Genomic DNA, 13,443 nt, shown 5'->3' on the forward strand with positions numbered 1-13,443 from the left:
ACTGTCAGTCTCGTCTTGTTTTCGACGAGGCGGCGCAAAGCGAGGCGTAGTGCCGCATTAGCGCTCCCAACGTTCGAACCGTAGCCTGCACTCAGCTTCAGGCAGGCGCGCATTTCTCTCAAGCATGGTTCGGAGAGCCCCGGCGGCCCGCGCCGTCTCTATCACAGCGGACTCCACCAGTTGGTCGAGAAGCCAGAGCGCGCCACGGACTTCGACGTGCTCATTTATGGCGAGTCGTCGCAGTTGACCATCGCCCGTAAGCAACGGTATGCCACTCTTTTTCGCGAGGAAGTAACACGACATATCAGCCAACGATGGGTTCTTGTGTAACCTCGTGAGCGTGGAAAGCTGCCGAACATCGTCTGCGCTCATCTCTTCGACGATAAGTCCGCGCCCGACGAGCGGAGCTAGCGCAGGAGTGTCCATCTCGAACGCAACGAAGTCCGTGCAGCAAAGCAAGAATGGCAACTGGAACAGTTCGTCAAGCAGCGCGGCATGGTGGAAATCAATCCAGATGTTTGTATCTGACACGTACACCTTCGGCATTAGGCCTCCAGCACAACGGCGGCCCCGTCAGCCTCCAGCGCAGATAGCGGCTGCTGCAGAAACTCAGCTGCCCGAGATTGCGTGAACAAGCCCTCCGCCAGCCCCCAATACACGAGCGACGCGAACCGCAAAGGTTCCTCTGCACTCATTGCTTCGGGCTCGGCCGTCTTCCAGCCTCTCCTTGCCATCTGAATATTCAAAGACCGGAAAAGACCGTCAGTAATCAGGCCTAGATCTTTGAGACGGCGCATTGCTACTTGCATTGAAACGCCATAGCCGCGCTTGGCAAGCATCAGTTCTTGCATGAGTACGCGATGCCGCACGCTACTTCCGAAGTCAGCCCTGACGCGCTCTCGCGGATAGAGGAGCGCTGCTGCGAAGCGATGGCAGCATGCTTCTTTCTGCCTCTCGGGCATTTCATCCGGAAGGGCCATAAGCCAGTGCCCCAATTCATGCGCGGCGGTAAATCGCTGTCGCTCGCCCGGACGCTGGCGATTAAGCGCTACTAAAACGTGCCTCTTGTCTTGTGTGGCGACGCACGCGCCATCGAATTTCTCGATGCCATCCAGCATCGCGACCTTGATGCCGTGCTCCTCCAATAATTCAGTCAGATTCGAGATTGCGTCGCTACCGAGACGCCATTCTTTCCGCAACTCTTCGGCTGCCCGCTCAGCATCGTCTGCATTCTTGACATGCAGCGACTCGGAGGGAAACGGCTTGACGGAAACTTCCGCAGCTTCAAAGCACTGCTCTAGTGCAAGGTAACGCTCCAGATGATCCCGTGCTTGTTCGATGACAGATTCTTGGTCACGCACTGGCATGCCAGAAAGCTTCCGAAATTCCACAGGGCCGAGTTCGACAGCATCTGAACGAAAAAAGTATTCAGGTTTCACGTCGAGAACCCGCGCAAGCTGCAGCAAACGCGTAGAGGTGGGCAGAGCATCATCTTTCTCAAACTTGCTCAATGCCTGCTTGGAAATGTCACCCATCCGTTGCGCCAGTGCGTCCAAGCTCAGGCCTCGCAGCAGTCGCGCGCGGCGAATGCGGTCGCTTATCATAGTTCTCTCCTTGGTTGACAAACTAGTTATCTAACGGATTTTTGTCAACCAAGAAAAGTAGGGTAGGGGTTGCGTCAAAAGGGGGCGTAGCTGTGAACGATGGAGAGAGATGGCTGGGCATCGACCCGTTCGAATAAATCGATTTCCTTTCAAAATGAAAGATCTGAGTTGGAGGTGACCTTCTAGGATTGGTCCATGGGCTTTAACATCTTTAACGTGCTTTAACATCGCTTTAACATGTGCCGAAGTGCCTCAAAGCCCCGCCAGCAAAGGTGTTTAGTTAATTAGGGCCATGTTAAAGGCTTTAACATTTTTTTGTTAAAGGGGGATTTTTTCTGCGCGTGAGAGAACGCTCTGTGTCCGGGTCGAAAAGTTGCCAGGTCTCAGATACCCCCTCCCCCTAGGGTCCCAACGTCTCGTCGTACAACTCGACAGTCCTTGCACGGTGCATTGGAAAACTGCCGCTGTTGGCGATGGGCCAACGTCTCCATGACGGTGTACGCGCTCATTTTGGCGACGACGCGGCATGTCCTAAGTCTTTTCGGCGAGATTCTGCACGGATGACCCACAGGAATCTGCGAACTCCGTCACGACGCGGGTTTGCGGGGTGCACTTCGCCACTTTTTCGCCACTCACTTCTTGTTTTGATGTTTGGCCAAATCCCGTCTTCTCGCTCAGTCGTGCTTGTGCATCGAAAATCGAGCCGTAGGCCTCTCGTCATCTTCGAAAAAGCTTTGGTAAAGAACCAGCGTTTGCTGCCGTTAACATGGATTCGTGTGCCGAGACCTTCGATCGATTCCAATCGCGCACCTGCTATGAGCGTGCGCTGCATAAGTCAGATGTCGGCATCGGTTAGCAAGATGCTGTTGTATCGAGCAAGTAGAAATTAGTGCAAGCGCTCAAATGAAAGCTGCCGGCCGGGTCCTCAACGCCAAGCCACCCCGGCAATACTTAGGATGAGGTGGTCATGAAACTACAGGCATATCGGTTGCAGAACTACCGCCGACTGCGGGACGTTGTCATCGAGCTCGATGACGAGATTTCCATCTTCGTCGGCGCTAACAACAGCGGGAAGACGTCCGCTGTCCAAGGGCTGTACTCGATGCTTCGAGGCGATGCAAAAAGGTTCGAGCTCTTCGACTTCAGCGCAGCGCTGTGGGCAGAGATCGACGCGATCGGCAGATCGGCTCCAGGGGATGAGGAAGCGCATAAGAGGTTGCCGTCCATCCTCTTAGATCTCTGGTTCCTTGTCGGTGAAGACGATCTCGCTACCGCGATGTCGCTGCTGCCGAGCACTGAGTGGGACGGCAAATGCGTTGGGATCCGTGTGGCGTTTGAGCCTCGCGATGCCTGCGAGCTTGTACGGAAGTTCCATGAACTGCAAGAGAAAGCCAGCAACGCGGCGATTGCGCTGGCGGCCAGGCGCAAGGCAGCTGGTGAGCCCCCCGCCGAGGCGGACGCGAGAGGTGCGGTTGAGCTGGTGGCCGAGGCCGGTGAGTACAAACCATGGCCGGAAAGCCTGACAAAATACCTCACTAAGGAGCTGAGCAAGGAATACATCTTCCGCTACTACGTGCTCGATGAGCGGGCCTTCGTCGGCTATCAGGCAGAGGCCGACTACGAGCCGCTACCCTTAGGCAAGGAGCCGGGCGGCGCGGGCATCCTCAAATCACTAGTGAGGGTGGACTTTCTGCGCGCGCAGCGGCACCTCGATGACCCGGACGCTGGCAGCTCTGACCGCGCCGAGAGCCTTTCGCGGCGCCTGAGCCGTTTCTATCACCGCAACCTAGAGAAGCGTGGGGACGACCACGCGGCCCTCAAGGCGCTCGATACCTCGGAGAGGGAACTGAATTTCCACTTGGAGGAGGTCTTCAGCGACACTCTCAAGCGCCTGGCCAAGCTCGGCTATCCAGGCGTGAATAACCCCGAGATCGTGATTCGAGCGGACTTAGATCCTACCGCCGTCTTGGGGCAAAACGCCAAGGTTCACTACATGATTCCGGGCGCGGCCACCGCACAACTGCCCGACAGCTACAACGGCCTGGGGTTCAAGAACCTGGTTTACATGGTAGTTGAACTGCTCGACCTGCACGAGCAGTGGAAGGCCGAGGAGGACAACCGGGCGCCGCTGCATCTGGTATTCATTGAAGAGCCTGAGGCGCACCTGCACGCGCAGATTCAGCAGGTGTTCATCAGGAACGTTCTGCGCCTGCTTGAGGATGCGAAAGAACACGCGACGTTCTTCCATACGCAATTCGTCATCACTACGCATTCCCCGCACATCCTGTATGAGCGCGGGTTTTCTCCCATACGGTACTTCCGCCGCGTTAGCGACCAACTGGACCATCACACGGACGTACGGAATCTGTCCCTCTTCAAAACGGACGCTGCCGACGCTCCAGCGCGCGAATTCCTGCAGCGGTATCTGAAGCTGACGCACTGCGACCTCTTTTTTTCCGATGCAGTGATTTTGGTGGAAGGCAACGTCGAGCGCCTGCTCTTGCCAGCCATGATCGAGTCGGCTGCCAAGCGGCTGCGTTCTTCCGCCTTGACCATCCTTGAAGTCGGTGGCGCGTTCGCGCATCGCTTCCAGGAACTCGTCGCCTTTCTCGGGCTCACGACACTGGTCATCACGGACATTGACAGTGTGATGGTCAAGTCGGATGCTGAGAATGCCGTTGCGAACGGCGCCGGCGCCGGTGGCGCCATTGACGGTGATGACGATGATGACGACGATCTGAAGCCGTTCGAACTCGAAGACAACGACGCGGCGGAACCGAGCGGCAAGAAGAAGTCCAAGAAGCGCGGCAGAACCTGCCACGCGCACGTGGAAGGCGCGGTCACGTCCAACCAGACCCTCATCAGTTGGATCCCGAAGAAGCGGTCGGTCGCCGAACTCTGGGAAGTCACGGCGGAGCAAAAGACGTTGTCGCTAGCCGAGGGTTCCAGCGCAGCGGTCCGAGTGGCCTATCAGACAAAGGTTTCGGTGACGGTGGGTACAGCGACCTTGCAGCTCTGCGGCCGCACGCTCGAGGAGGCCTTTGGCCTTGAGAACGCCGACTGGTGCCAGGCGGAGAACAACAGAGCGGTCGGCCTCAAGCTAAAACGCGCACCGAGTAGTCCCGAGGAACTGGCCGAGAAGTTACATGACAGGGTGGTCGGCAAGAACTTCGACAAGACCCGCTTTGCGTTAGAGGTCCTCGCAAGTGGGCCGCTAAATGGTTGGAAGGTCCCCGCATACATCGCCGAGGGACTTGCCTGGCTCGAAGCAAAGGTGGCCCATGAACTTGAGGTGGACGCGGCCATCGCCACCGAGGTCATATCGATTGAGCCGACTGCGGTCGGCGCCGTCAACGTCCTCGCCGGACCGGAGCAGATGGTATGAGCAGGCGAGTCGATAGCCCGGACACCGACGCCGACCGCGAGATCCACGCGTGCATTGCCGCAACTCCTCCACAGTCCTTCGTAATTCGCGCCGGCGCAGGATCCGGTAAGACCACCTCCCTCATTAAGGCGTTGGATTGGGTGATGACGGAGCACGGCGCCAGAATGAGGGCGAAGAAGCAGAAGGTTGCCTGCATCACCTATACAGACCTCGCCGCAAATGAAATCCTGGCTGACGTCAACGATGACCCGCTGGTTCATGTCTCGACTATCCACAGCTTTTACTGGGCAATTACCAAGACGTTTCAGACGGACATCAAGGTTTGGCTGAAGAACGACATCCTTAGGCGGATCTCCGAGCTGGAGGAAGAATTCAAGAACTACGGCCCGCGTGTTCGGCCGCCCACCCGTGACAGGAACAAGTCCGACCGGGAGCGCTATGCCCGAAACTTTGAAGCTCTGGACGGTGTCAAGACTTTCAACTACGGCGTTGGCAGTGACTACGCCAAGGGCATTCTCGGCCACGAAGACATCCTTCAGCTCGGGGACTACCTGCTGCAAAACCGCCCGCTATTCCGAAGGGTCGTGGCGCTGAAATACCCGTTCGTGTTCATTGACGAAAGTCAAGACACGTTCCCGGGCGTAATCCAGTCTTTTAAGGAAGTGGAAGCCCAGATGCTGGGCAAGTTCTGCCTCGGGTTTTTCGGTGACCCGATGCAGTCGATATTCATGAGAGGCGGGGGGGACATCCCGCGAGCAGATCATTGGCGGGCTATCACCAAACAGGAGAACTTTCGCTGCGCCAGACAGATCCTTAACGTCGCCAACGCCGTGCGCGCGCAGGGAGACGGCATGGAGCAAGTCCGTGGCCTGCACGAGAGGGTCGATGGTGAGCTTAAACCCGTGGAAGGCTCGGCCCGGATGTTCATTCTGCCGAACACGCTGAATCGGACTGAGACTCTGTCAAGGGTCCGAGCATGGAGCGCGGTAGCGAACAGCGACGAAGGTTGGACGACCCCAGACTTAGCGGTCAAGATTCTCGTCATCGTGCACCGCATGGCCGCAAATCGGCTCGGCTTCGGTGGCATCTACTCGGCGCTGAACGATAAGACGTCGGACGCCATGAAGCAGGGGATGCAGGACGGCACCGGGTGGCCAGTTCGACCTTTCCTCAGTTTCGCGCTGCCGATCATTGCAGCGAAGAAAGCCGGCAACGAGTTCGCAGCGATCAACCTGCTCCGGGAGTTCAGTCCGCGCCTAGCGCCCGACGCGCTCACTGGCCGCAGTGCTGCGGGAGTACTGCGTGAGCTGCACGCAGCCGTTTTGAGACTCGTCTCCATGCTGGATGAGGTCGGCACCACTGTTGGTGACATAGCCATCCATCTCCGCGATACGGGCCTATTCGAGTTCGACGAGCGTTATAAGCGTGCGCTAGGCTTTCTCGGAGACACTGCCGACTCAGCGCAAGAGGCCGAGGCGGCTGATGCCGCTCCGGCCGATGGGCGATCCTCGGACGCTGCGATGGCCAAGTTCTTCAAGTGCTCTGCGCACGAGCTTCCGCTCTACGAAAGCTACGTCTCAGAAGGATCTCCCTATGCCACGCAACACGGGGTGAAAGGCGCCCAATTCGACCGCGTCGTCGTAGTGATGGATGAAGAGGAAAGTGACTACCGAACGTACAACTATGAGCGGGTGTTTGCCAGTGCTGAAGCCCGCGCGGCAGATCGGGCACGGGCCCAGGAGGGTGATGAAAACACCTGGAGCCGGACGCTTCGACTGCTGTACGTCTGTTGCACCCGGGCCAAGCGAGGACTAGTGCTGGCGTTCTTTGTTGCCGACCCAGCGACCACCCTAGAAAATGTCGTGGCGAGTGGGATCCTGCCGCAGAGCGCAGTCTTCACGCAGGAGGCGCTACCTTGATGGTCATAGCCAGACGATTACGTGACCTGTTTGAGAAAGGATTTGAGCGCCATGCTCCCTGTGGTACCGAATGGCGGCTGCCGGGCGGTAAGTCTGACGGCGTGAGACACCGCAACCTCTGCGTTTGGCGGCAGACGATCTCACAACGGCCTATATCGGCCGTACAGAGTCAAAGACCGCTTCGCTGCCACGACGGCCATTTAGGAAGATCCGATGTCTACGTACGGCGTGAGCGAGTTGTGCTGGCCGAGCGGGGTGGACATTAAGTCGAACTCGGGGGGTGAGGGCGTATTCCCGGCTACAATCGCTTGTCTTTTCTTCCGACTTTCTTCATGTGCTCTGTGTCATTCCCAGAAATCCGCTCTCGTCTTCAAGCATTTGCGAAACAATGGAAAGGAGCGGAACGCGAGAATGCGGATGCCAAGCTTTTTTGGGCGCGTTTTTACGAGTGCTTCGGCATTCGTCCGGAGTCAGCGACAATTTACGAGAAGGCTGTCGACAAAATCGACGGCACGCGCGGCTTCATCGACAGTTTCATCCCGGGCGTGTTGATCGTCGAGCACAAAAGCAAAGGCAAAGATCTCAACTCTGCGTTTGCACAGGCATCGGATTACTTTACCGCGCTGGCCGAGGGCGAACGACCGCGCTACATCATCGTCTCAGACTTCGCGCGCTTCCGTCTGTACGACCTGAAAACGGACATGCAGGTTGAATGCAAGATCGGAGACCTGCACAAGCACGCAGGCTGGTTCAGGTTCTTAGTTGAGGGTGAGGCGGCGCCAGAAATCGTCGAAGAGTCGCCGATTAACCGGCAGGCCGCCTACGCTGTGTCAAAGTTGCACGACGCGCTGCTCCGAGCCAAATTTCGGGGACGCGATCTCGAAGTTTTTCTGACGCGCCTGCTGTTTTGCCTATTCGCTGACGATACCGGCATCTTTGGACAAGATGGCGATTTCCGTCGCTACGTTGAATCGACGCACCCGAACGGGCGAGACACCGGACAAAGTCTTGCAATCCTGTTCGACGTTTTGGATACGCCGGACAACGAGCGCTCGTCACACCTAGACGAACGTCTAGCGGCTTTCGCGTATATCAATGGTTCTCTGTTTTCCGAGCGTATCCGGATTCCGTCTTTCGACGAGGCGATGCGAACCCTGCTGGTCAAATGCGCCGAACTTGATTGGAGCGGAATCAGTCCGGCGATTTTCGGCGCGATGTTTCAAGGCGTGCTCGAAGCCCACACGCCCGATGAAAAGCGTCAAGCCAGTCGACGGGAACTCGGCGCGCACTACACCTCAGAACGCAACATTCTGCGCGTGATCAATCCGCTGGTCATGAACGATCTGCGCGAGGAATTTGAGAAGGCGCGAAGGAGCAAGCCGCGCCTCCAAGCGCTTTACGACAAACTCCCGACGCTTAATTTCTTTGATCCAGCCTGCGGCTGCGGCAACTTTTTGGTGATTGCCTATCGTGAACTGCGCCGTTTGGAGAATGACGTAATTGCGGCGTTGTTTTCTGATTTTGGGCAAGGTCCGGGGCTACTCGATGTGTCAACGCTTTGCCGTGTTCGTGTGAGCCAGTTTTACGGCCTAGAGGTCGACGATGCGGCCGCCCATATCGCACGCGTGGCTCTGTGGATCACTGACCACCAGATGAATCTAGAGTCAGCGGATCGATTTGGCAATACGAGACCAACGGTCCCGCTCGTGGACACACCCCATGTCCACAAAGAAAACGCTCTGCGCGTCGATTGGTGCTCCATTTTGCCGCCCGATCGATGCGCGTACATCATGGGCAACCCGCCGTTCGTCGGAAAGACGTACCAAAGCGCCGCTCAAAGATCCGACATGGCTGTCGTTTTTTCTGGCGCGACATCAGCAGGCCTGCTTGATTATGTAGCAGCTTGGTACATCAAGGCGTTGGCTTACATCAAAATCAATCCGATGGTTGATGTGGCGTTTGTGTCTACGAATTCTATCGTCCAAGGCGAACAGGTGGCGGCGCTATGGCCGGCACTATTGCAAGGCGGGGTGAAGATCCGGTTCGCGCATCGTACTTTCAAGTGGAGCAACGAAGGGAAAGGCAATGCCGCCGTCCACTGCGTGATTATCGGATTCAGTCTTCGAGAGACCGAGGATCGAAAGATCTTCGATTACAGCCATGATGCGAAGGCGGACGAGGCTCGTGTTCTCCCTGTCAAGCACATTAACCCCTACTTGGTGGACGCATCGGACACGGTGCTGTTCAAGCGTCGCATCCCCATCGGTCCGGTGAGCGAAATGGTTTACGGCAGCAAGCCGACTGACGGCGGCCATTTGCTGTTAAGCGACGAAGAAAAAGCGGAACTGCTGTCAGTCGAACCCAAGGCCGAGAAGTGGATTCGACGGTACATTGGCGCCGAGGAGTTCATTAATGGGATTTCTCGTTGGTGTCTATGGCTGTCAGGCATATCGGCAACTGAACTTCGCGCGCTGCCCGAAGTTTATAAACGGGTCCAAGCGGTTAAAACAATGCGTCTCGCGTCACCCAAGATCCAAACGCAAGAAAGCGCGGCGACTCCCTTCCTGTTTCAGGAGATGCGGCAGCCTTCGTCGCAGTATCTTCTCGTTCCCAGCGTTTCGTCAGAGTTACGAGAGTTCGTTCCCGTTGGCTTCTTTTCAGAAGATGTGATCGCTAGCAATCTCGTGTTGACGATCCCCGACGCGACGCTTTATGACTTTTCGATGATGAACAGCACCATGCAGAATGCGTGGATGCGTGCTGTCTGCGGGCGCCTCAAAAGTGATTACCGTTATTCTGCGAGCATCGTCTACAACAACTTACCTTGGCCAACGCCGTCTGCCGCGCAGCGCGCTGAAATGGATAGAACCGGCCAAGCCATCTTGGACGCTCGCGCGGAGTCGCCTGGTTCGACGATGGCTGACCTTTACGATCCGGTTGCGATGCCGGCCGCACTTCGAAAAGCGCATATGGCGAACGATCGAGCCGTTGATGCGGCCTACGGATTCAAGGGTGATAAATCAGACGCGGATCGTGTCGCCTTCCTGTTTGATCTGTACGGCAAGGCGACTAGTCTCTTGCCGTCTGAGAAGCCGAAGCGAGCGCGCAAAGTCAGCGCTTAGCACGGGATTGTTAGCGCTGGATCGTGTCGATATCGCTTTTGCGTTGAAGGAAAAAAATGGAGAGGTTTGCATCGAGCAGGTTTCTCAAGTTTCCATAAGGTTAGTATTAACGCTGTGTCTCTCCGAACTTCGATCCAATTGGAGTGGACGATTACCAGTCAAGAATAGGCATTCCGAATGCTCATGCGAAGGGATTACCCATGGATATGATTGAGCTTCAGAATTCTTTTGGCATTGCCTCACTGATTGGTGCTATCGTTTTCATGTGCGTTTCTAGGGTTCAAAACCGCATCACCTCTCAAGCCTCGTCGTTGGCTTTATCCTCGTCACGTTTGCTGCGATCGTACGCACACCTTCTCAAACTTTGCAGCATTGGCGAACGCGCTCCATCTGAGCTAGCGATTAACGATCGAGCTTGGGATGAGAGCGTCCGTGTAAACAACCTATGGGTACTCATCTACCCGTGACTTGTCGGAGCGATGGGCGTAAATCTGTTCACGTCGTGGTTCCAGGCGACGGGCTTGAACAGCGAAAGAGGGTCGAACGAGAAGATTTTTAGCTCTTCGCGCGCGACCCATGCTACGAGCGAGGCTCTTTGCAATGTGCCACTCGAGCAGCCGGCCGCTGCTTCTACGAGACGACCTAGGACCTAGGAGAAACGTACGAGCGATGCTTGTTCGAAAGCGCTGATGTTGCGAGGGAAAGTTGGTCGAAGCTTGCTGGAGACTTAACGCCGGATAGACGTGCGAGCCTGGCCTCGTGCACGCTGCCATCGTCGAGTCGGGTTATGGTCTGGCAGAATGCGGACGTCCATGGATGTCTACGGTTCCCAATCAACTACACAGCAACTATGGACGGACCTTCGCAGGACAATTGGGCGCTAGCCGAGTTCTCCTGCTTTGACTAAACCACGTTTGTGCGAAGATCGCTATCTTCGTCACTCTTGCTTATGGGAATGCTGTGTCCGGAAATGCTCAATCGATACTCGATCTGAAGGTTTTAGCGGAGGCGGTCGATCTGGAATGCAAGGCCGCTCAAGGCAGAAACGGTCGAGGAGAGCTTCCGGGCGCCTTCTGGGAAAGCTACAGCTCACTTGCAAACACGAACGGGGGTGTCATTTACCTCGGAATCGAGGAGAAATCGGACGGCACATTTCGAGCGCTCGGTCTTGAGGACACTGAGCGCGTTCGGAAAGCGATCTGGGACAACCTGCATAACCCTAAGCAGATCAACATAAACCTGCTCGTCGATGCCAGTGTTCGAATTGTCGCAGTTGAGGGAAAGGCCGTACTTCGGGTCGATGTCCCGAAAGCTAGTCGACAACAAAAACCGGTGCATGTCGGCTCCAATCCCTTTGGAGGCACGTATCTCCGGCGTCATGAGGGCGACTATGTCGCTGACGACGAAGCTGTCCGGCGAATGATCGCAGAGCGGGTGGAGGACGCGCGCGACGAACGGATTTTGAGCGGTTTCGATTTTTCTGACTTGGACTCCGATTCTGTCACTGCGTACCGGAACCGGTTCTCGGCCGTGAAGCCTGGCCACGTGTGGCTGGATCTACCCGTCTCGGAGTTTTTGCAGAAGATCGGCGCGTTCGGGAGGAACCGAGAGGACGGCTCGGTTGGACTGCGACTCGCTGGTCTCTTAATGTTTGGAAAAGCCGAGAGTATCAGAGATGCCCTGCCGAACTACATGGTCGACTACCAGGAGCGACCAGAAGCAAAGGCGGAGCGTCGATGGGTCGACAGAATCGTTCCCGACGGTACGTGGTCAGGCAATATTTACGACTTCTTTCGGCGCGTTTATCAGAAACTGACCGCCGATCTAAAGGTACCTTTTCAGCTTACTGTTGGACAAAGAGTCGAGGACACACCGGTCCACGAGGCTCTTCGGGAAGCGCTTGCCAACACGTTGATACACGCTGACTTCACGGGACGTGTCTCGGTCCTCATCGTCAAACGGCCAGACATGTTCGGTTTTCGCAATCCCGGGTTGATGCGGATCCCGCTGGAGGTCGCGCTGGCCGGCGGTAACAGCGATTGCCGAAACAGGCGTCTGCAGACGATGTTCCAGTTGGTGGGCTACGGCGACCACGCTGGATCGGGACTTCCGAAGATCTACGTTAATTGGAAGGGGCAGCATTGGCGAGCACCGTCTTTATTCGAGATGTCAGAGCCTGAGCAGACGCTGATGGAACTTCGGATGACGAGCCTGGTGCCAGAGGAAACGCTCCAAAGTCTCCGAAAGCGCTTCGGCAGTCGATTTTCCGGTCTTCCTGAGCTCGATCGGATCGCGCTTGTTACCGCGTCGATTGAGGGAACTGTCAATCACTCAAGACTGCGCGAAGTGTCGACGGAGCATCCGTCCGATATTTCCAGAGCACTAAGCGGTTTGGTGCGGGAAGGACTTCTGAATTCGGTCGGAATGGGGCGCGGAACAGTGTATTTTTTACCGGGTTCGACGCTGCGCAGCTCGGACGACGTCTTCCCTGCATCCCCCGTGTTGTCTACGGTGGCCTCGGAGGCGGCATCCTTAGATGGTGTGGACCTACCTTCCGATAGTAGGGAGCTTGCTTCTGAGGTTCCTACCTTCCGCGATATCGCGGCCCTTCCATATGATTTGAGAGACCGTTTGGAGAAGATTGCGGTACGCGTCACGACGCAACAGCGAGTCTCGCAACTTGATATGTGGCCGGTCGTACATGGGCTTTGCGTTGACCAGAACCTGGGCATCAAGGTCCTCGCAGCGCTGCTGCGCCGCAACGAAGAATACATGCGCTCCCGAATTCTTAACCCGATGCTCAAACAGGGCGCCCTGCAACTCCTTCACCCGACCGTACCAAACCATCCCGAACAGGCTTACCGCGGAAACCCAAATTGGTCGATTATGGCTATGTTTGGTGGCGCTGGATCCGAAACAGGCGCAGCGCCTAGGGATGAGGAAATCTAAAATCAACGCCGCAGGAGCGTTAGGGGGCATTTCTGGGGGCACATCGCCCGACGCGGCGGCCTGGCTGGCTAAGCGGTGCGATTAAAACCAGTCAGTTCTGTAGCCCTCCTCTCCACCACGAATTTGCTTTAGAAACAACGCACTTAAGATTGGGAGGCATATCTTTGCGCCAAACGCAAGGATATGCCTCTCTGCACAAGGTGCAGAGTTTTCAGCGCTGCAATCTCGTGTGAGGGGCTAACGAGGACAGTTCGAGGGCGCGGCTATCAACTCCTAGCCAAGCTGGTTTGGCTATCCTTACCGCCGTTTAGGTGATGCCGAAGAAGCGCTGGAGGTAGGGGTTGGCCCCAAACTCAGTCGATGCTTCCGTCAGCAAGCGGTGCATACTGATGTTATCGCCGCCACTACCGTGGACCAGCAGGCGAAAAGCTCCGTGCCAAGTCAAGCCGCCGGCGACAACTCAA

At 56.5% G+C, this 13,443-nt stretch carries 6 protein-coding genes; 4 read left to right on the forward strand and 2 right to left on the reverse strand.

What is annotated here, in order from left to right; genetic code table 11:
• Positions 1-57: 57 nt before the first annotated feature.
• Together ACZCWR_RS02430 and ACZCWR_RS02435 are read right to left on the reverse strand one after the other, a co-directional pair.
• Positions 58-546, reverse strand: a complete 489-nt coding sequence (locus ACZCWR_RS02430; RefSeq protein WP_487302159.1) for a PIN domain-containing protein — start codon at positions 544-546, stop codon at positions 58-60.
• Positions 546-1,604 carry a helix-turn-helix domain-containing protein gene (locus tag ACZCWR_RS02435; RefSeq protein WP_487302160.1) on the reverse strand — a complete coding sequence of 353 codons (1,059 nt, stop codon included), beginning with the start codon at positions 1,602-1,604 and terminating at the stop codon, positions 546-548. The genes ACZCWR_RS02430 and ACZCWR_RS02435 overlap by 1 nt, the downstream gene beginning before the upstream one ends.
• Before the next feature lie 967 nt (positions 1,605-2,571).
• Between ACZCWR_RS02435 and ACZCWR_RS02440 the strand changes: the two genes are divergently transcribed.
• The 4 genes from ACZCWR_RS02440 to ACZCWR_RS02455 all read left to right on the forward strand — a co-directional run bounded on the left by ACZCWR_RS02440 (position 2,572) and on the right by ACZCWR_RS02455 (position 12,979).
• Entirely contained in the window at positions 2,572-4,989 is a 2,418-nt protein-coding gene (locus ACZCWR_RS02440; protein ID WP_487302161.1) for an AAA family ATPase, read from the forward strand.
• Complete coding sequence (locus ACZCWR_RS02445; protein ID WP_487302162.1) at positions 4,986-6,908, forward strand: UvrD-helicase domain-containing protein; 1,923 nt, start codon at positions 4,986-4,988, stop codon at positions 6,906-6,908. The genes ACZCWR_RS02440 and ACZCWR_RS02445 overlap by 4 nt, the downstream gene beginning before the upstream one ends.
• Positions 6,909-7,216: 308 nt before the next feature.
• On the forward strand, positions 7,217-10,030 hold the full coding sequence (locus ACZCWR_RS02450; RefSeq protein WP_487302163.1) for a DNA methyltransferase: 2,814 nt from the start codon (positions 7,217-7,219) through the stop codon (positions 10,028-10,030).
• Positions 10,031-10,990: 960 nt separating this feature from the next.
• On the forward strand, positions 10,991-12,979 hold the full coding sequence (locus ACZCWR_RS02455; protein ID WP_487302164.1) for an RNA/DNA-binding domain-containing protein: 1,989 nt from the start codon (positions 10,991-10,993) through the stop codon (positions 12,977-12,979).
• The last annotated feature ends 464 nt before the right edge of the window (positions 12,980-13,443 follow it).

The organism is Caballeronia sp. A2-2 (assembly GCF_057612605.2).

Bases quoted from the DNA above. Each gene is read 5' to 3' on its own strand.
- ACZCWR_RS02445 (WP_487302162.1), top strand. From the start codon at position 4,986: ATGAGCAGGCGAGTCGATAGCCCGGACACCGACGCCGACCGCGAGATC.
- ACZCWR_RS02435 (WP_487302160.1), bottom strand. From the start codon at position 1,604: ATGATAAGCGACCGCATTCGCCGCGCGCGACTGCTGCGAGGCCTGAGC.
- ACZCWR_RS02440 (WP_487302161.1), top strand. From the start codon at position 2,572: ATGAAACTACAGGCATATCGGTTGCAGAACTACCGCCGACTGCGGGAC.
- ACZCWR_RS02430 (WP_487302159.1), bottom strand. From the start codon at position 546: ATGCCGAAGGTGTACGTGTCAGATACAAACATCTGGATTGATTTCCAC.